The organism is Chitinophaga sp. YIM B06452, from assembly GCF_039655965.1.
Classification (GTDB): domain Bacteria; phylum Bacteroidota; class Bacteroidia; order Chitinophagales; family Chitinophagaceae; genus Chitinophaga.
This window is the reverse complement of the sequence record NZ_JAWLKY010000008.1, coordinates 73952-94002: the sequence shown is the minus strand read 5'-3', so window position 1 is coordinate 94002 and position 20051 is coordinate 73952. Positions and strand designations below refer to the sequence as shown.

The window sequence follows — 20051 nt, the reverse complement described above, 5'->3', positions numbered from 1 at the left end:
GCAGATTCACTCCCAAAAAAGGATAATTGCTAATGTAATATGTGTAATGATTATTAGAGTTATTTTTTTGGGGCATTTAACTCTAAATATGCGCAATTTTTATAACAGCACATATTCAGCCTGTGTTTATCCCACTTAAAAAAAATGATCAGAGAAATAAGTAGTTTTTTATTTGAGCTACTGTAAACCCTTTCCGAGAAATTCGGTTACACTAAACTCGGAGTTTTTAGTGTACGCCTTTTTTTAAAAACTCTTACATTGATATAACATCGATTACAATCACCTGCCCAAAAACACAAAAGCCGCATAAACACTACGTTTTATGCGGCTTTAATTTTGTTTGCTTTCGCTTTCGTGATCCCGCTGGGACTATATTAATGCCTTTATTACCGTGTGTTTCCGGGCATTTTCAGGGTGGTGTAACCTTTTATGTTACCTCGCTGGAATGCCCTATTTTATTGAGGTTTGCAAAGAACTGATTGAGTGTCAAAGGTACGGAAGTTCGAATTCAAAGTAACGCAATGAGCGCTAAAATATTTATCCCCAAATCGGCTTTCACTAGTTGCCAGTGGAAAAGTTCCTTGGGGTTAATTTAAACTTGCTGAGAATATTTTCCAACAAATCCAACTTTTCCTGAAGTGTATCTGGATATGACAAATTGTAGATTATCAGATCTTCTTCCGGATCATTTGCAAGTTTGATCGAAATTACTACATTGCCTGCTAAAACGTAATCAAACCAAGTATTCTGCTCATCGGACGTGCCTGTTAAACCGCATTTAACTGCTTCCCAATCACTTTCATCAAAACTGTAAGAAGCAATATCTGACAGGATCAGCAGGAATGCCAAAAGATTGTCCTTCCAAATCCAGTTACCTTTATCCATTTCTATAATTTTTATTCAATAATAGAAGTTTTTTATAGCAAAGATTCTCTTTGAAAGGCAACAAAATTTTCAATTTTATCTCTTGTTTTATCATCAATATTTTCGGCCTTCAAAAGCGAAGCCATAAACTCTATGAACCCCTTTTTTACCAGTTGGTTCTCTTCTACATTAATTATCCTATTTAGCATCCATGCAGTAAGGCTCGTCGGTCTTCGTTTCAATGAATCAATCAAAAAACTCTCATACTCCCCTCTATACTCTTCGAGGGTGTGAACTAACGGACCTGGTGATCCGAGGTCAACATTTGGATATTTCTCTATCAGAAGGAATATTGGTTCAAAAGCTTTTTTGTAGTCTTTATTGCTTTTTACAAAGGTCATTATCTCATCAAGATAGGATTCGTTGTCATTTTCCAGATCATTTTCATCAAATGGCTTAAAAGTAGAAAGCAGGTCGATAATTATATCTATTGTCATGTAATAAATTTAACTGAAAAAACAATTTCTCATCCTTTCCATTTCCCCCCGTGAAATACCAATGCCCACAGCCACTTCCTGCCATTGGCTTACTGCGTCGGTCACCTGCTTTATGATTACTTCCCGTTTCCCTTCCTGTACCCGGAACCGATCCGCAACTTCACGCGCAAGCTCAATATCCAGCTCGTTGCTATGATCCGAAATATTGAGATTCAGTCCCGTGGCATTCGGGACGGGGTTAACATCATAGGCTGGAGAAAGATGCCAGCCGCGGGGAGTTAACAGGAAACCGTGATTACGCAGATGGTCATCGCTATTGCTTACGCAGATATAGAAAACGATTCGTCGCCACAGCTCCTCTAAATCAGCATCCGGGGCAGCGCCATGCCGTACAATAAATTCAGCCAGCTGGAGGTACGATACATTGGCGGCAGCGTCTGCTCCGTCAGTCTGCCCAAGCAAGGTCATCGCGGAAGCGAAATGAATGCGGTCACCTGCGGTAGTGCGATCGAAGCGTTTGGATAAAAACGTATGCTGGTGCTGAGAGAAACGGCGCGCGGTGCTCTCTGCCACCGTTATACCCGCGCGCGTGGCCAATGTATTGACTACCTGTTCCCATGCCCCGATATTCCTATCGTCGCGGCGGCTGGGGAACTTGGCTATCCATAAGTGCCCGTCTGGGGCTGTTACGCTGGCTTTGGGCCGTGCGCCACCCAGGGAAGAACCTGGAGATATCAACAGGTTAAGCCACTGTGCAAAAGCAGGATCTTCTGCCGCATCGTCATTTTCAAGGGCGAGGCTCGCTTCCTCCAACGATCTTAATGAAGTCATAGGTGGCGCAGCCATCGCGGTATTGTTATCCAGGAAAGGGCCATCCGGGTCAAGCTTGAACCGTAGTGCGCCCATCCTATATAAATCGTGTACGCCTAATAAAAAATCGCTTTCCATGAGCGCCCTGGCCTTACGCCCTTCCTCACGGGCAATAAAAGCCTCGCGCCGCTCCATCAGCACCCTGCCCCAGCGATCAGGAGAGGAATCGGTAAACAGCCCGAAATTGGGTTTTTCCTCGCGGATATATTGTGGTCCTGTGAATAACTGCAAATCCGGATCGATCAACAGGGCGGGTCCGGTTTCCAGCCATGCCGGTTCATAGGAAAATGAAAATACTTCCTTGCCCCGTACTGATTCCGCTTTCAGCGTGCCCATAAAGCGGGCGCCCGCCAGTTCCAGCCAGTCGGCGTATACATAGATCTGTTTATTGTTTGATGTAGCTTTTGCCATACTTATTATCTTTTGTTCAGCAGTTTCGCGTCCTGCAATTTCCTGCCCAGCGGGTCATCCGCTGCTACTTTTAATAAATCCTTGTCCAGCCCGAGCACAAAAAGCACCTGCAGATACGAAGCCATCGCCACGCCTGGCAGTCCTTTTTCAATATGCTGCAGGGTGGAACGGGCAATACCTGCTCTCTCCGCCACCTGTTCCGCCGTAAGTTGCCGGCGTTTACGGGCGAGCTTGATGTTGATACCCAGCTCTTTGAGAGTGTTATCGGCTGAAGGAAGCAATACTGATTTCTTGGGCTTCATTGACTGATATTTTACTCAAAAATACATAAAATGACCATAATAACGGTCATTTTTAGAATTAGTCTAACTGATTTTTTCCTGAGATGCGGGTTGTGTCTCAGATTCAAGGCAATCCGAGGCAGGGAGTACACGGGTGCATGATTTGATAAACCCGGTTTATCAGTTCAATCACCCGTTCAAAATATGTATTGATGATCCAGGATAACTGCTTTGCTTTATGGATATGAAAACGGAGGTCTCGCAGATAATCAAGTGCCGAGATCTTCTCCCACTCAATTACTGCATCATTGAAATTATCCTGTAATTTTCTTTTCTTGTCTGCCAGCGCCGCCTCTACATCCCGCAGTAATAGGTCTTCAAAAAACCTCAGCTGATTCCGATACATGGATTACTTTTTTCAACATGGTTCCTTACAACGAACGGGATTTATAGCCGAACTGGGGAAGATAGAAAATTACGATATCAGTGATTCCTGATCCTTCATATTTGTGAAAAAATCGCATAGTGACCTGAGAATATTATGGCTCGATTCTGCGGGGGCTGGCTGATGCTTGTAGTCAATTTTTAATCGTGACTCATTCACAAGAAATGACGGAGATAGAAAATTCAATAATTTACAAGTTTAGTTATAATGATATCAAGAGAGTTAAACCTAGAGAAACAAGCTTCACAAGTATAGGATATTAGGAAAAATTAGATAGCCTTTCTTGCGTCCTCCTGGATTCACGTGTGATATTTGTAGTTATGAGATACGACAGTGCTGCCTCGAATCTACCGGAAAGAGCCCTTCTCAGTATTCTCTCTCTACATCATAAAAGCCGTCAGTTTCAATGTTCCATCTTCTTATTTCTTCATCATAAGCATCCATTTGCGTTCTGAACATCCTCTCATCTAAATCTCTGTCATTATCAAGCAACTCAATATATCTATGGGGATACTCATATGATCTAGCTGAAGGAGGCTGTACTGATACAATACTTATATTAAAATTATACTTAAGAAATTTATTTATTTCGAGTAAATATTTTTGAATCAGAGGAAAATCATCCCGATACCTATAACTCCATTGTGCCGTACCGGCTATTCCTTTTAGTTCTTGCCCTATGCCAAAACTCGCAAAATAAAAATGCTTATGTTTATCTTTTGCATGATAATAAAGGTCGCTGTACTCCTTTAAAGATTGAGAAGGAGTAATTAATTCATATGCAAACCCATCATTACCTATAGGGTAAAAAAAATTATCATAAATTTCGCCCGGGGTCAACTTCGGGTTTATAGATAAAAAGTCTTCTAGTGAGAGCATTTTGGTTTTAGGCACTTCTTCCCTTTCTATTCGATTATAACTTCTTTTTTTATTTTCATCTATCTCTTTTATATTTGAAACATCCGTTAAGGAAATAAACGATTTTTCTTGATCAAAAATCTCTCTGTAGTTATTAACTGATGGGCTAATTAAATTTATGGGGAAATTGAAATTCTTTAAATAATTGTATAAAGAATCATACGTACTTAGAGTGTTGCAATATACTTCCACATGAAAATCATTAAAAAGTGCTTATACGAATATAAGGCAATAAAAAAATGTTGGATTCATGAAAATCGTAAATTTGTAACGGTAGTTCGCTCTTTATAAAGTCCTGTAAACCTTAAAAGCCTCTCGCGGCTTTATAGAAGAAATTATGGAGTAAAAGCAGAAGACCCGCCGTAGTGGCGGGTTTAAGTGAAAACCAGTGATCCCGCTGGGACTCGAACCCAGGGCCCATACATTAAAAGTGTATTGCTCTACCAACTGAGCTACGGAATCATCCCCGTTTTTTCATTTTGGGATTGCAAAGATAGGAATAAATTTTTCCGATCCAAATATTCTTAAGTTTTTTTCAAATTCAGCGGGCAAAATTTCTTCGCACTCAGCAGGTTACGCGGTTACTTCCGCTTTACATTAAATGCCGTGATCTCCTGGATCAGCTGTGCGCGGCCTTTCTCCGGCCTGTCCAGGAACACGTGGTGGGAGCCTTCCGGAAGGGTGAGGAATTGTTTCTTCGGTGAGTTTTCCAGCCGCAGCTGCAGCGCCAGCAGGTCTTGCGGGCGGCTCCAGGTGTCGTAGGCGCCGCGCATGTAGAGGATGGGCACGCGTATCTCTTTGGCATGCCACTGGCCTTTGCCCTGCGCGGTGTAAAAGGCTTCGGCGCGGTAGCCGCCGGGCACGGCCAGGATGCTGTCTTCATAAAAACCTACGGCGGTGGCGGCGTATAATTGTGCCAGCGCGGAGTCGCGCCATTGGGATTTATCTTCGTTGGGGATAGACCGGTTCCAGGTCTCCAGCACCTGGGCTTTGGTGGCGCGGCGCAGTACCGGGCTGGAGGCGTAGTTGAACTGCGAAGTGTCCAGCGGGCTGCGGAACGCATCAGTAAAATACCAGGGGGCCTTTTCGTTGTACAGGCTGTTGAGCATAATAAGCGCGGCCACGCGGTTGGGATAGATGCAGGCGTAATAGCCCATCCACTGGCCGCCGGTGGCCCAGCCGAAAAGGGTTACCTGTTTGTCTTTGGTGCGTTCGCGGATAAAATCCACTACGGCGTCTATATCATGCGAGATCTCTATGGAAGAGCCGGCGATGGTCCAGCGTTTGAGCGTGTCGTAATCGGGGCGGGTGGAGTTTTCCCAGCCGCGGGCATTCATGATGAAGACATGATTCCCTGCTTTGGCCAGGTCTTCCGCGAGGGAACCGCCGGGCATGGGCAGGTCGAAAGAAGCGATGGCGCCGGAACCTCCGCCGTGCAGCAGCAGGATAGGGGGCTTGCGGCTGCGTTTGCGTGCGGTGATCTCCCGTACGAATATCTTCACGCCGGGGTCGCTGTCTACCGTAAAATCCTCACGTTTGATCGTTTGCCCGCTGGCAAGTTCTGCAAGTAATAAGGGTAAGACGAACAAGGTTTTCCACATAGTTTTTACAGGAGGTTCCGTTACAAAAATAGCATAAATTGCGGTCATATGACGGAACCATCTGTAAGACGGGCACAGGAGGCGGACCTGCCCGCTTTGACCATGCTGGAACAGCAAACATTCCGCGATACATTCCAGGACGTATACACCCCGCACGACCTGGAAGAATTCTTCTCTGAAAAAAAGAGCCCGGCTGCCGTCAAAGCGGCTTTCAGCCAAACCGGCACGATGTATTTCATCATCAGCAGCGAAGCGCAGGATGCAGGTTTCATCCAGCTCAACCTGCACCGCCAGCCCGATAACGGTACACTGCTGCCTGAGCCGGTGATGGAGCTGGAAAAGATATATGTGCTCTCGAAGTATATCGGCAAAGGATTGGGCAAGCAGCTGATGGACCATGCCATAAAAGTGGCAAGGGAAAATTTCGTACGCACGTTGTGGTTAGGCGTGTGGGAACATAACCACCGCGCCAAAGCTTTCTATGAAAAAGAAGGATTCACTGCTTTCGGCGAGCACAGCTTCAAGGTAGGGCAGCAAACGGACCGCGACCTGCTGATGGGAAAAGTGCTGCAGGCGGCTGAATGATCCCATCCACCTCCGTTTTGGGCAAAAAACTACTACGATTCGCTAAAAACCTCGTAATGGCAGCGGGCGTTTTACCCGAACTTGGGGTTATTGCAAACGTTTGCAAGTAAAAATAAATTCCATGAGAAAACTAGCCTGTCTGCTGGCGGCATTGTTGACCGCCCAAACCTTATCTGCACAAACCTCCAACGACGAAAGAATGAAATGGTGGAGAGAAGCGCGCTTCGGCATGTTCATCCACTGGGGCGTATATGCCGTGCCCGCGGGCGTGTACAAGGGGTACCCCATGGCGCGCGGCGGCGGCGAATGGATCATGAACCGCAGTAAAATACCCATGGCGGAATACCAGGGTTATGCCAAACAGTTCAACCCCGTGAAATACAACGCGGAAGAATGGGTGAAAATGGCGAAAGACGCGGGCATGAAATACATCGTGATCACCGCTAAACACCACGATGGCTTTGCGCTCTTCAACTCCAAAGCCAGCAAATGGGACATTACCGACGCCACGCCCTACGGCAAAGACCTGCTGAAGCCGCTGGCCGAGGCCTGCAAAAAACACGGCATCAAACTGGGCTTTTATTACTCACAGGCGCAGGACTGGAACAATCCCGGCGGCGCCGCCGCGCGCAGGGACAGCCGCGAAGGCTGGCCCAATCCCGATTCCGCGAAAGTGGACGCTTATACCAAAGCCCATAACGGCCACTGGGACCCCGCGCAGGAAACAAAGCCCTTCGACCGGTACATCAACGACGTAGCCGTGCCGCAGGTGAAAGAGCTGCTCACCAATTACGGGGAAGTGGCCGTGCTCTGGTGGGATACGCCCACCAATATGACGGACGACGCCGCTAAAAAACTCCAGGAACCCCTGGCGCTGCAACCGCATATTATTACCAACGACCGCCTGAAACGCCCTAATTTCCCCGGCGATTACAAAACGCCCGAACAAAAGATACCCAACCTCAGCGAGCTGGACGGCCGCGATTGGGAAACCTGCATGACGATGAACGGCACCTGGGGCTTTAAAAGCTACGACCATAACTGGAAACCCGTGAAAACGCTGGTGCGCAACCTGGTGGACATTGCGTCCAAAGGCGGCAATTACCTGCTGAACGTGGGGCCAACCGCTGAAGGGGAGTTTCCCGCGGAAAGCATCCAGAGCCTGAAAGGAATAGGAGAGTGGATGAAAGTGAACGGCGAAGCCATCTACGGCACAAAGGGCAGCCCATTGCAGCCGCAAACCTGGGGCCGCATTACCCGCAGGCAGCATGGCGGCAACACGGTGCTGTACCTTTCCGTGTTCGACTGGCCGGCCAACGGCTCACTGGAAGTGACCGGGCTGAACAAAAAAGTGAAAAGCGCCGCTGTGATCGGCAGCGCCGGCACCGTGAAACACAGCAACAGCGGGGATCATACCATCTTCACCCTGCCCGCGCAAGGCGCCAGCGATATTGCCACCGTGATAAAAGTGGAAGTGGAAGGAATTTTATGATCCTGTTGTTTTATCCGGAAAAATGATTTTACTTTGTATTGCAAAGTGAAAAGAAGGGGAGCTAATCCCCCTCTTTTTTACCTGAATACTTTGAAATACAAAGTGCTTTTTAATATGGAAATACGTCCTAAACTTACGCATCCCACTTACCTCGCATACTTTGTGGCGCTGGTGCTCAGCTTCCTGCTATTATTGATCGGGCAGACCCTTGGGGGTAACAACGAGCGGCAGGTCATCCTGGCATTTGCCCATCACATCATTGCCACCCTGGCGCTTGTTTGCTTATGGTTCGCGAAAAAGGAAAACAGGGGGGACCTGTTCGTGCTCGTTTGCCTGATGTACTTCGTCAGCTGTTATGCGCTGAACCGCGTGGTGAATGTCTTTGATGATACCACGCCCTGGTTCGCGGTGTACCTTATCCTTACCACGCCATCCCTGTTATTGTTCCGCTACATGAACCGGCTGCCGGCCTGGGCCCGGGTTTTGGCGGGCTTCCTGGCGGGGCTTGCATTGCTGGCCTACTGCTACCTGGCTTTGTACCTGCTTCCGCTTTATCCATTCAGCATTCCCGCATTATTGGCTGCCGGCTTTTCGATCCATACGTTTGTGCCCGCTGTGCTGTGCGCCATCGTTTGCATAGCGCTTGCCCGTCACCGTTTATGGATAAGCGGTCTTAGCGGCATGGCGGCCGGCCTCGTGGTGGCGATCACATTTTGCGCGATGTATGATCACCGGGCAGACGAACTGACCCGCCTCTACAACCGCCGCCAGATACAGGGCGCCGGCAACCTGCCTGCCTGGGTGGAAGCGGCGCAGCGGCTGGATAATGGTCCTGTAATGGAACGCGTGCTGAAAAGAGGCATTGTTTATAAGGAACCAGCTGCGGATCTGGATATATTTTCTTTTGATGAAATATCTTCCCGCAATTGGGAAGCCGCGCTGGAACACGATCCGCTGGTAATGATCGCCAGCTATGCCTGCCCGCAGATGACCGTGCCGAAAGAAGAACGCATGAAGATACTGGAAGCCATGTACAACAAGCGGCACGAAGGGGAGGAGCGCCTCTGGTCAGGCCGCTCGCTGTACACCAGCTATGTAAGCACCCGCGTGCGGGTATGGCCGGAGCTGCGCCTCTCATACACCGAAAAAGCCTTTACGGTCTCCAACCCTGAATCCTGGGGCAACCAGGAAGCCATCTACACCTTCCAGCTGCCGGAAGGCGGAACGGTGAGCGCGCTCTCCCTCTGGATCAACGGCAGGGAAGAACAGGCCCTGCTCACCACCAAACAAAAGGCAGACACCGCTTACCGTACGATCGTAGGCGTTGAAACGCGCGACCCGTCCGTGGTGCACTGGCAGGAAGGAAATCGTGTATCCGTCCGCGTATTTCCCGTGGGGGCTAACGATACGCGCATATTCCGCATCGGCGTAACGGCCCCGCTGGGCGTGGTGAACCACCAATTGCAATACGACAACATTACCTTCCAGGGCCCGCCCGCCGGTTTTGCTACCGAAGAGGCGAGTATTGAAGTGATCGGCAACGCCGGGAATATTACGCCGCCGCGGGGCTTCCGGGGCGCAGGCACGCATTGGTTCCGCGAAGGCGGCTACCGTGAAACATGGAGCATACAGCTGCCTGAGCGTGCCATTCCATCCAACCGCTTTGCCTACAAAGAGAGATCTTACAGCATAACACCCTACAACCTGCAACGCGGGGATGCGCAAACTGAAATAGTTTACCTGGACGTGAACGCCGCCTGGAGCCAGCCTGAATTCAACGAAACGCTGCGCCTGGCAGGCAACCGGGAAGTAAAAGTTTACCTGCACGACGAACTCATGGATGTAACAGCGGCTAACAAAAACGAATTGTTCGAAGCCCTGCATACCCAGCGCTTCAGCATCTTCCCGGTGCAGGAGATCAAAGATGCGGAACACGCCCTGCTGATCACGAAAGGCCCGACGGAAGGCCCATCGTTGCAGGACCTGGAAGGAAGCCGTTTCAAGGAAGAATTGGCCGCTTACCTCAAAGATACCGTGCAGCCGAAAGTGAGATTGCTGAACCTTGGCGGGAATAACCTGCCTCCCTACCTCAAAGCGCTCAAGGAATCGCGCGCTTTCCACTATGAACAGGGCGGGTTGCTGCTGCTGAAAGTGCTGCTAAGCACGGATAAGTTTGCACTGGACACCGAATCGGCGAACCGCGTGGTGATAGACCAGGCGCAGATCGCTATCGTGCAAACGCAGGACAGTACAGCACAATCGCCCGAACCCGGAACAGCAGCCGCCGCCAACGCGCCGGACCATCTCATGCGCCTCTTCGCCTACAACCACATCCTCCGCGAAACCGGCAAAGGGCTCATTACCACCGCCGCAGGGCATGAAGAACTGCTGAACACGGCCGTTGAAGCGCATGTAGTATCGCCGCTCAGCAGTCTTGTAGTGCTGGAAAAGCAGGCAGACTACGACCGCTTCGGCATCAAAGACGATAACAACAGCCTGAAGAACGCTTCCCTCAAATCCAAAGGCGCCGTTCCTGAACCGCATGAATGGGCGCTGATCGCCATAGCCCTTTTATCCCTTGCCTGGCTTATTTATCAACGCAAATGGAAAACCGCATGCGTTTAACTTCCGCCATTCTATGCAAACCAATGGAAACCTGCAAACGTTCCATTCCCGCCATTCTGATCACCGGCGTTTACCTGGGCATTGTGCTGTATGCGCTGCCCGGGTACATCGCCTGGAACTCCGCGGGTTTCCTGCTGGGGCTGCTGGCCATCCCGCTGGCGATGGCCGGCAATCCGCTCCGGCGCGGCAGTCTCCGTTTTTATTATGCCGCCCTGGCCGTTTGTGTACTGGCCTGGGTAGTGCCGGCAAAAACACTGCTGTTCATAGCCGTGGCACTGGCGCTGTGTTTCGTGGCCGACGGGGCTTTGGGCCGCATCAACGGCCTGCCGGTGCTGGCCGTCATGCTGATGTCCCCATTGTTCACCTACATCGTCAATATCTTCACCTTTCCCATCCGGCTGCAACTCACGGCCGCGGCGGGTAAAGCGCTCCGGTACACCGGCGCGGCGGTGGCAGTGGAAGGCAATTCGATCCTGCTGAATGGCAACAGCTTTTCCGTAGACGCTGCCTGCGTGGGCCTGAGCATGATGGTGACCTCCCTGCTCTGCGGCATCATGCTGCTGGGCTACAGCCAGCGTAAAGCAGGACTGTACCTGCGCTGGCCGAAGATCGCGCTGCTGCTGGGGTTCATCGTGCTGGCGAATATTGCCGGTAACCTTTTCCGTATTATCCTGCTGGTGCAGTTCAACATCCCGCCGGGGCATGCGATGCATGAACTGACGGGCATTTTTTGCCTGATGGTATACGTGATGCTGCCGCTGGTATGGCTCTGCCCCAGGCTGGTGCAGCGTTTTGGCCGGCCGCGCATGCCCGTTGCCGGAAAAGAACAACTACATCCGTTCATGCTCGTGCAGGCGCATGTCTGCCTGGCAGCCTGTGTGCTGATGGTGGCGTATAAGATCAACATATCCCCGGAATTATCCCTGGCTGCGGAAAAACCTTCCGTAGAAGGTTACGCGGCAACGCCGATGCCGCATCGTGTGGTGAAGCTGGAAAACGCACAGGCCCTCATCTACATCAAATCCATCCCTGATTTTTATTATACGGATCATCACCCCACCACCTGCTGGCAGGGCAGCGGGTATACCTTCAAACAGGTGCAGGAAAGCCGTATGGCGGGCCGGAGGATCTTTACAGGCCGCCTGGAAAAAGGAGAGGAGCTGCTGTACACCGCCTGGTGGTATGATAACGGGAACGTACAAACAATCTCGCAGTTTACCTGGCGCTGGCAGGCACTGATGGAAAGATCCCGCTTTGCCGTGGTGAATGTGACCGCCAGCGATGGCAAAACCCTGGAAGCGGAAGTGGAACGTTTGCTGGAAAAAGGTGCGGTAAAGAAATGTATTACGTTGTAGTGTTCGGCCAGGACTATTGCCCGGGGCACATTCATGGATCAAGGTATGCCTGCAAACACCTATCCCTGGCGGGCTGCAGGGTCCTGCCGGAATATCTGGCTCAGCAGCCGGTACAGCTCAGGGTGATGCTGCGCCATGGTATCGGGCTTTTCAAAGAAGTACTCGGACACCACCGCCAGGAACTCGCTTTCATTCATCGCCGCATAAGGATTGATGTCCGAATGCCCGCTTTCTATCCTCCTGATCTCTTCATGCATCACTTTCAGCCAGGGCAGGGAATAACTGTGCTGTATCAGGCTGCTGGGCATCCCGTCTACGGTGCCGTCCGTTTTATCTACCAGGTGCACGAACTCGTGAATAGCGGTGTTGCTGCTGCCTCCATGATCGGAGAAACCGCTGCGCAGCGCGGATTTCGAGAGCAGCATCTGCCCGTTCAGATGCCCGCTGCCCACCATACCCATGATGTTGCGGCGCTCGCCTTCAAACTGGTATTTTTCATCGAATGTATCCGGGTAAAGGATCACGTTGGTAAGGTTGCGGTATTTCCAGCCGGGAAACGCAAAGATCGGGATCACGGCGCTGGCGGCGATCAGCACCTTGTCTACGTCTTCCACTTCAGCGCCCACGCCTTCTATATTTGTATGATCCAGGAACTCCCGCACTTCCGCGGCAAAACGGGTCTTCTCTTCCACGCTCAGCTGGCGGTAATAACGGACATTGGTTTCCAGCAATCCTGTAATATCAGCGGGAACAAAGCCTGGCTTCTGTTTCTTCGGGCGGTAGAACCACCAGAACAGGAACGCAATGATCACAATCGGTATAATGAACGGTAACATCATCGCTAATATCGGATTAATTCAGCAATTCAACATTTTCTGCATTTTATTGTTAACTTCAGGAGAATCAACCCATTAACCCATGCCCCGCTGGTTACGTATTTCACTGATCGCTTCCGGTAGCCTGATCGTACTGGTGATCGTCCTCTGGTTTGTGCTCGCCCTGGTGGTGCGCAGCCGGAAGGCGGAGATACTGGCGGAGATCACCGGCCAGCTCAGCGACCGCATCAGCGGCAACCTGGAGATACAGGATATGGAACCTTCGCTCATCAAATCCTTTCCCAATATTTCCGTAACGCTCAAAAACGTATCGCTCAAAGACAGCCTGTACCCCGTGCACAAACATGCCCTGCTGAACGTGCAGGAAGTGTTCGTGAAAGTGAACACCTTCGCGCTGCTGCGCAAAAAGGTAGACATCCGGCAGGTGAGCCTGAGAGACGGAAGCATTTACATGTATACAGACAGCACGGGTTTTTCCAATACCTACCTGCTCAAAGGGAAAGAACATCCAAAACCTGCTACAGGTAAGCAACCCACCATCCGGCGGGTGATCCTGGAGAATGTGCAGTTCACGATGGAGAATCACGTTAAACTAAAACTATTCCACCTCGATATCCGCAACCTGGAAGGCAAAATGGAATATGATACCTCTGGCTGGCAGGCAAACGTGAACCTCGAAACGCGCATCAACGACCTGCAGTTCAACACCACCAAGGGCAGCTACGCCAAAGAGAAACTGCTGAAAGCGGATATAGGCGTGCAGTTCATCCGCCACAGCAAAACCCTGCGCATCCCGCCGCAGCCTTTCAGGTTCGACGGGCAGCCGGTGCAGATCGGCGGGGAATTTAATTTCTCGCAGCAGCCCGCGCTGTTTTCCATTGCCATAGACGCCAGCCAGATCCCTTTCCGGCTGGCCGCTTCGCTCGTAACGCCGAATATTTCCTCGAAGCTGGACAGCATTGATTTTGAAAAGCCGCTGGATGTGACGGCAGACATTCATGGCCGCATGAAATTCCGTGATACGCCTTATGTGAAAGTGAACTGGGCCGTGAAAGACAATGTGCTGAACGGGAAATCAGTAACCCTGGAAAATGTGAATTTCACCGGCGAGTTCTTCAACGAAGTAACGCCGGGCCTTGGGCACAACAATGCCAACTCGCGCCTGAGCGTGCGCGGGTTTTCCGCTTTGTACGACAGCATTCCCATCACTGCCGATACCATCCGTGTGATAGACCTGGCGCACCCGGTGCTCACAGGGCGTTTTAGATCTTCCTTCCCGCTCACGCGGCTCACACACGCCATTGGCCCGCACCTGTTCCGGTTCACCGCCGGCAACGCTTTGCTGGACCTGGATTACGCCGGCACCTGGAACCCGAAGGATACCATTCCGGGCTACATCCGCGGTACCATACAGGTGAAAGACGGCGCGTTTACCTACGTGCCGCGCAACCAGGCGTTCCACACCTGCCATGCCACGCTCGATTTTGAAGGATCGGATCTTTTTTTCCGCAACATACGCCTGCAATCCGGCTCCAGCATCGTGCAAATGGAAGGCAGCATCCGCAACATCCTCAACCTCTACTTCGCGGCGCCGGAGAAGATACTGCTGGACTGGTCCGTACGCAGCCCGCTGATCAACGTAAACGAATTCCACTCCTTCTTTTCAAAAAGACAGAAAAAAACGCCTTCGCAGCATGCGCATCATAAACACAAACACAACATGGGCCGCGTGATGAAACAGCTGGACGTAGTGCTGGACCAGTGCAGCGTGAATATGGACCTCGCGGTGGACAAGGTCCGCTACCGGCAGTTTACGGCAGGCAATGTAAAAGCGGGCGTGCGCATGAGCCAGGACGGCATCCGGCTGAGCAACGTGGCCCTGCAGACCGCGGGCGGGCAAATGCACCTGGACGGAAATATCCGCCATGCCGGCAACGGCGATAAATTCAACCTGAGCGCAAATGTGAAACAGGTACAGGTAGACCAGCTGTTCCATGCCTTTGAAAATTTCGGGCAGGATGGCGTGACGGCGAAGAACCTCAAAGGCGTGTTTTCCGCCACCGCCAATATGAACGGCGAAATGAAAGACGACGCTACCGTGAAACCGCATACCATGCACGGCTCCGTTTCTTTCACGCTCAACAAAGGCGCGCTGGTGAACTTCCAGCCGCTGATGAACATCGGCAAATTCGTGTTCCGCAAGCGCGACATGAGCAATATCACTTTCGAAAAGATACAGAACACGCTGGACGTGCGGGGCAGCAAGATCTACATCCACCCGATGCTCATCGCGTCCAGCGTGCTGAACGTGGAAGTGGAAGGAATATACGGCATTCCCAAAGGCACCGACATCAAGCTGCGCGTGCCGCTGCGCAACCCCAAAAAAGACGAACTGGTTACGGATATTGAAGAGCTGAACAAACGCCGGAAATCAGGTATCGTCATTAACCTCCATGCCGTAGACGGGGAGGATGGCAAAGTAAAAATGAAACTTGGCAAGGGCGACTAGCCCCGTATTGAGAAAATAAATCCACGCACCTTGCCGCTCAATCCCAAAACCCGCTGTTGTTCCGGCACGGACCCGTTTTTGCTGCATTTCGGGTATTATCTCACCTAAAACAACAATCATGGAAAAGCAAACGCTGAAGGACAAAAAAGTGGCCGTGCTGGTCACCGACGGCTTCGAAGAATCCGAATTCACCCAACCGGTGGAAGCGCTGAAGAATGCGGGCGCAGACGTGAAGGTGGTGTCGCTGAAGGAAGGCACTATAAAATCCTGGGCAGAAAAGAACTGGGGCAAGGAATACAAGGTGGATACCACGGTAAAGGACGTAAGCTCCGGCGATTTTGACGCGCTGGTATTGCCCGGCGGCGTGATCAACCCTGACAAGCTGCGCATGGACGCAGACGCTGTGGCATTCGTAACCGGCTTTACAGACGAAGCAAAACCCATCGCCGCCATCTGCCACGGCCCCTGGACGCTGATCGAAACCAATGTGCTGGAAGGCAGAACGGTCACCTCATGGCCTTCCCTGAAAACAGACCTGATCAACGCAGGCGCGAAGTGGGTGGACAAGGAAGTGGTGGTAGATAACGGTCTTGTAACCAGCCGGAATCCCGGCGACCTCCCGGCATTCTGTAAAAAAATGATCGAGGAGATAGCTGAGGGGCAGCACTTAACGAGAACACGCGGTGTGCACCAGTTGGGATAAGGTTATGCTAAAAAATTGAAACCGGCTGAGATGATCGGCCGGTTTTTTTTATGTGTAAAATAAGCGTTGATCATTGCGGCAATTCAGGTCTGCTGATGCGGTAAGACGTTGTGCTGATCGCATGCAGGAATGCCACCAGGGCTTCTTTCTCATGGGGCGTAAGTCCCAGCGGGCGGAGAATGGAGCTGGTAACGGGATAGAGCGGATCCTTTTCTTCCTCCGGCGTTTTTTTCCTGCGGGGGTGGCCGCCCCCGGCATTGTAAATGTTGATCACGCCTTCGAGGTCGTCGAACAGCCCAACATGCATGTAGGGGCGGGTGATCACGATATCGCGCAGGCCCGGTGTCTTGAATTTGCCTACGTCCTCGGGTTTGCGCGTGACGTTGTAAAGACCGAGATCTTCATATTTTCTTTTGTAGTAAGTGAGGCCGATGTTGTGGAACTTGTTGTCTGTAAACAGCGGACCGTTGTGGCAGTTCATGCAGCGGGCCTTGGTGCGGAATAAATGCAGGCCTTCGATCTCCAGGTCGCTGAGCGCTTTTTCACGGCCTTGCAGGAAGGCATCGAAGCGGGAGCTGCGGCTTTGGATGGTGCGCTGGAAAGTAGCCAGGGCTGTGGCTATTTGTTGTTCGGTGATCTTTTTGGCCCCGAATATTTTTGAGAATTCTTTTTTGTAACCGGGAATGGCGGAGAGCTTTGAGGGCAGCTTGTCCACGCCCTGGTGCATTTCTACTTCATTACCGATCGGGGAGAGGGCCTGGTCCTCCAGCGTTTTCACGCGGCCGTCCCAGAATAGCGGTGTTGTGGCCCAAACATTCAGCAGGGTGGGCACATTCCTTTCACCGGTACGGTGATCGTGACCTACGGCGGTGGAGCGGCCGTTGGTCCAGCCCAGTTCAGGCTCATGGCAGCTGCCGCAGGATATTTGATTGGAGCCGGAAAGGCGCGGATCGAAGAACAATTGCCTGCCTAATTCGGCCATAGGCTTCAGGCTGCTGTCTTCCGCAACAGGAGCGTTCGGGCGAAGGCCCAGCTCTTTCCATACGATATTGCTGTCGATGTCCGGCTTCGGCCACTGCGCCGTTGGACGCGCGTAGAGTTGCCGGAGACTGTCTGCATAGCCCGTGGGAACGGGTTTCATGTTCCAGCTGATGGTGCTTCCTGCCAGTGCGGTTAATGCCAGTGATACCGTAATTAAAAGTTGCTTCCCGTTTGCCATTCCTAAAAATAAAACTGCAAGTTACAATTTATGTAGAACCTGTTGCCCTGCGGATCAAACTTTGCGCCAGCCGCGGGCGGTGTGTTGGTGTTGACAGCATGCATGATACCCGATTCCACGGAGAATTCAGCCTGCGCATCGCCTTTCAGCCGGTGCAGCCAGCCTATGCGCGCCGCCGCAGTGAGCGCGGATTCCTGGTAATATCTTACTTCGGGTACTGCAATATTCTTCGTGAAAAAGTTCACCTGGCTGGCCGGGACGTTCAGTTTAGAGCCTGCATCCGCACGGCCTCCGGCCCGGAGCATGGCGGTTACGGCATTCAGTTCGTTTACCGGGAAGGCTTGTTCCCGCTGAACGTATCCTTCTATGTAAGAAGCCTGGAAAGTATGCTCAGTGGCGCCGTCCAGCTTCTGGATGTCGGTGAAAGTAATATTGCCGAGCCAGCCGTTTTTGATCATGGCGCTTTTGTAGCGGTAAAGGCTGAGGGTGGCGGCGTAGGAATGTTGCTGGTAGCGGTAGTTGTTGCCGCCCAGCGAATCGTTATGGTCGCGCCCTTTGATGTTGAGCCCTTCCAGCTGCAGCATGGCTTTACGGTTGCCGGAGAGTGAACGCAGCCAGGTGAAACGGGCGCTGAGATCGCGCTGGTAGTATTTGCCGGCGGTCATATAGAGCTGATCGTTTTCACTAACTACCTGCCTGGTGGTATCGCGCTGGTAGCGGTAACCTGCTTCCAGCCTGAAGTCGTTGTTGTTGATCGTATGCCAGCCCTGGAGCGCGGCGCCGTAGTAACGGAAATAACGCTGTATCGATCTTCCCGGGGCAAAAGTGAGCGTGCCGTAGCCGAGGAAATCGTAGAACTGAAGGTCCTTTTCAGCCTGGTCGCGCGCAGCGGACATATCGACGGAAGTTCTTTCATAACCATACCCGTACTGTCCTTTCAAAGCCATGCCAGACCTGGGTTTGAACTGCCAGCCAACATTGCCTTCGAAACCAAGCAGGTAGTTGTTGTGGCCTGCCACGGGAATGACATTACGGGCTGCATCGCCTACTTCGTAATTAAGCCCCAGGCCCAGCAGTAAATGACCGTTGATGATGGTGGCGGCTCTCCCGGTAAGGTGATAGTCTGCCCGCTGCAAACTGCCCGCTCTTTCGGATGCGATGTAGTATGGATTGGGACTCAGCGGGTCGAGGCGCTGCGTCCGGGACACGCTGTCCTGCCACTGCCGGCGGTAGCTGAATGCACCGTAGAGGTGAATGTTCTTCAGCACGGTTTGCCCTTCCGTAGCCGCTTTCAGGCCGCGAACGCGGTCGGCTTGCTGGGGAAGGCGGAAATCACCTTTTTCGTATGTCCCTTCCAGTTGCACCGCGTTCAGCAACGGCTGCGGACTATAAACCAGGTCTGCCGGCGAACCGGTATATGTTCTGAACACGGCGTTTTCCTGCGCTGAGGGGCGGTTCAATTTTTCCGTGCTCTGCGCCGTGGCCTTTTGTACCAGCGTGGGAAGAGCGAGTATGGCGGTATATGTTAAAAGCTTGCGCATTAGAATTCTTTCGGTTTAGGAGGATTGATCAGCTGGAAGTCCGCTGTTGAATTGTTGGTATCCTGCAAAATAATGCGCCCGTCTACGGTACGCAGCTGTTTGCGGACCAGCGCCTGGGAGGAGTACTGGTTCAGCACATTTACAAAGCCCGCGTCCAGCTTTGCGTTGAGCTTCTTGGGCCCGCGGCGGGCAGGTGTGAAGTGAAGGCATTCCACCGCATCCAGCACCAGTGAATCCGGCACCTGGAAATGGAAACTGGTGGTGTTGTTGATCACCGTTGCCTGGGGGTTGGGATATTTATTGAACGGTTGCGGCATGCGGAAAAGGACAAAGGCATCGCGGCCCATGATGTCCAGCACCATGTCCCTGCCTGCTTTTTGGAAGTTGATCATATCTGTTACTTCCGGGTTATTCACGTCGGAAGCAAAGCCTTCCCCATAAAATACTTCAAACTCCGCATGGCTCAGATCCACCGTCAGTGAAGGGTCTTCCGGCGTTACCACCGTGCCGTTGGGGTTGGTGTAAGGCGCTTTATGGTTCTGCGCATTCTGCGCGAGAATGATGCTTTTGCCCGGCGCTACCGGGTATTGTTTGCCGCTGCCGGGAAACTGGAAAACGCTTTTGGTATAAACAAAATCCTCGTTGGCATTGATATCCGCAGGCATACCGATGGAGTGCTGCCAGTTGTACCGGCCGTCTTCCAGCATATACGGCGGCCTTGGATTCGGTAAAGCGCTACTCACATTGCCTTCCAGCTGCGCGAAACACAAACCGTCCGCATACAGCGTATCGGCGGAGTTGTTATATATCTCCACAAACTGGTCGCGGAAACCGGCGCCTTTCTGTATGCTGGAGCCGCAATAATAAAGTTGTTTGAAGATCAGGTCGCCCGACCGGCCGGTCTTTAATACCATTTCAACGAAAGAAGCGCTGGCAGTGATGCGCCTGTTGGTAACGGTGGCATTGAATATGGCGGAGTCCGGCAGCAGTATGCCGCTGAATGCCAGCACTTCTTCAGCGCTCATATGAATGCTGGCGCTGATGTCGTAAGTGCCCGGCGGAACCCGGTGGAATTGCAGCGCGCCGGCGTTGTCTGTTTTTTCAACATAGATGTTGCCGGAAGTAACATCTTTGAATTGCACTTCGATGCCCTGTGCAGGCGCACCGCCGAAAGCAGCGTCATATTTTACGCTGATGCCTACTGTGGTGGGCTTTACGTCCGGCAGCTCTGCCTGTTTACAGCCGGCGGCAAAAGCCAGCGCACAGCTAATAACGGTGATATATTTTAATTGCTTCATG

Annotated in this window: 17 protein-coding genes and 1 tRNA gene; 6 read left to right on the top strand and 12 right to left on the bottom strand. The window is 51.7% G+C overall.

The genetic code is table 11. The annotated features are described in order from the left end of the window. Nucleotides 1-558: 558 nt before the first annotated feature. From R3I13_RS25705 to R3I13_RS25670, 8 genes are all read right to left on the bottom strand, one after another. Nucleotides 559-885 carry a hypothetical protein gene (locus R3I13_RS25705; RefSeq protein ID WP_346320864.1) on the bottom strand — a complete coding sequence of 109 codons (327 nt, stop codon included), beginning with the start codon at nt 883-885 and terminating at the stop codon, nt 559-561. Between the two features lie 32 nt (nt 886-917). Beyond that, entirely contained in the window at nt 918-1361 is a 444-nt protein-coding gene (locus tag R3I13_RS25700; protein WP_346320863.1) for a hypothetical protein, read from the bottom strand. A gap of 9 nt (nt 1362-1370) precedes the next feature. Beyond that, complete coding sequence (locus R3I13_RS25695; RefSeq protein ID WP_346320862.1) at nt 1371-2642, bottom strand: HipA domain-containing protein; 1272 nt, start codon at nt 2640-2642, stop codon at nt 1371-1373. Between the two features lie 5 nt (nt 2643-2647). Next, nucleotides 2648-2944: a helix-turn-helix domain-containing protein gene (locus R3I13_RS25690; protein ID WP_346320861.1), complete on the bottom strand. Its 297-nt coding sequence runs from the start codon at nt 2942-2944 to the stop codon at nt 2648-2650. A 103-nt stretch (nt 2945-3047) separates the two neighbouring features. Next, nucleotides 3048-3329 carry a hypothetical protein gene (locus R3I13_RS25685; RefSeq protein ID WP_346320860.1) on the bottom strand — a complete coding sequence of 94 codons (282 nt, stop codon included), beginning with the start codon at nt 3327-3329 and terminating at the stop codon, nt 3048-3050. A 405-nt stretch (nt 3330-3734) separates the two neighbouring features. Then, a complete protein-coding gene (locus R3I13_RS25680) occupies nt 3735-4478 on the bottom strand; it encodes a hypothetical protein (protein ID WP_346320859.1) in 744 nt (247 codons plus the stop codon). Nucleotides 4479-4675: 197 nt separating this feature from the next. Beyond that, a tRNA-Lys gene (locus R3I13_RS25675) sits at nt 4676-4748 on the bottom strand. 119 nt (nt 4749-4867) lie between these two features. Then, nucleotides 4868-5887: an alpha/beta fold hydrolase gene (locus R3I13_RS25670; RefSeq protein ID WP_346320858.1), complete on the bottom strand. Its 1020-nt coding sequence runs from the start codon at nt 5885-5887 to the stop codon at nt 4868-4870. 48 nt (nt 5888-5935) lie between these two features. Between R3I13_RS25670 and R3I13_RS25665 the strand changes: the two genes are divergently transcribed. The 4 genes from R3I13_RS25665 to xrtN all read left to right on the top strand — a co-directional run bounded on the left by R3I13_RS25665 (nt 5936) and on the right by xrtN (nt 11944). Further along, nucleotides 5936-6472 carry a GNAT family N-acetyltransferase gene (locus R3I13_RS25665; RefSeq protein ID WP_346320857.1) on the top strand — a complete coding sequence of 179 codons (537 nt, stop codon included), beginning with the start codon at nt 5936-5938 and terminating at the stop codon, nt 6470-6472. A 121-nt stretch (nt 6473-6593) separates the two neighbouring features. Beyond that, nucleotides 6594-7964, top strand: coding sequence for an alpha-L-fucosidase (locus R3I13_RS25660; RefSeq protein ID WP_346320856.1), 1371 nt, complete (start codon nt 6594-6596; stop codon nt 7962-7964). A 114-nt stretch (nt 7965-8078) separates the two neighbouring features. After that, nucleotides 8079-10589, top strand: coding sequence for an XrtN system VIT domain-containing protein (locus tag R3I13_RS25655; protein ID WP_346320855.1), 2511 nt, complete (start codon nt 8079-8081; stop codon nt 10587-10589). Further along, nucleotides 10580-11944: an exosortase N gene (gene xrtN / locus R3I13_RS25650; protein WP_346320854.1), complete on the top strand. Its 1365-nt coding sequence runs from the start codon at nt 10580-10582 to the stop codon at nt 11942-11944. Before R3I13_RS25655 ends, xrtN begins: the two co-directional genes overlap by 10 nt. Nucleotides 11945-12003: 59 nt before the next feature. Here the strand turns inward: xrtN and R3I13_RS25645 are convergent, their stop codons facing one another. Further along, nucleotides 12004-12783 (bottom strand): M90 family metallopeptidase, encoded by a 780-nt coding sequence (locus R3I13_RS25645; RefSeq protein ID WP_346320853.1) that lies wholly within the window; start codon nt 12781-12783, stop codon nt 12004-12006. A 79-nt stretch (nt 12784-12862) separates the two neighbouring features. Between R3I13_RS25645 and R3I13_RS25640 the strand changes: the two genes are divergently transcribed. Then, the gene (locus tag R3I13_RS25640; protein ID WP_346320852.1) at nt 12863-15289 is read left to right on the top strand and encodes an AsmA-like C-terminal region-containing protein; all 2427 of its coding nucleotides are present in this window, start codon (nt 12863-12865) and stop codon (nt 15287-15289) included. Nucleotides 15290-15407: 118 nt separating this feature from the next. Beyond that, nucleotides 15408-15992, top strand: a complete 585-nt coding sequence (locus R3I13_RS25635) for a type 1 glutamine amidotransferase domain-containing protein (protein ID WP_346320851.1) — start codon at nt 15408-15410, stop codon at nt 15990-15992. 70 nt (nt 15993-16062) lie between these two features. On the opposite strand, the gene R3I13_RS25630 is transcribed toward R3I13_RS25635, so the two are convergent. Genes R3I13_RS25630 through R3I13_RS25620 form a run of 3 tightly spaced genes read right to left on the bottom strand, consistent with a single transcriptional unit; the run spans nt 16063 to nt 20050 of the window. Then, nucleotides 16063-17211 (bottom strand): cytochrome c peroxidase, encoded by a 1149-nt coding sequence (locus tag R3I13_RS25630; RefSeq protein WP_346320850.1) that lies wholly within the window; start codon nt 17209-17211, stop codon nt 16063-16065. Nucleotides 17212-17213: 2 nt separating this feature from the next. Beyond that, nucleotides 17214-18752 carry a DUF6850 family outer membrane beta-barrel protein gene (locus R3I13_RS25625; RefSeq protein ID WP_346320849.1) on the bottom strand — a complete coding sequence of 513 codons (1539 nt, stop codon included), beginning with the start codon at nt 18750-18752 and terminating at the stop codon, nt 17214-17216. Next, nucleotides 18752-20050, bottom strand: coding sequence for a DUF4876 domain-containing protein (locus R3I13_RS25620; protein WP_346320848.1), 1299 nt, complete (start codon nt 20048-20050; stop codon nt 18752-18754). Before R3I13_RS25620 ends, R3I13_RS25625 begins: the two co-directional genes overlap by 1 nt. Nucleotide 20051: the final 1 nt, after the last annotated feature.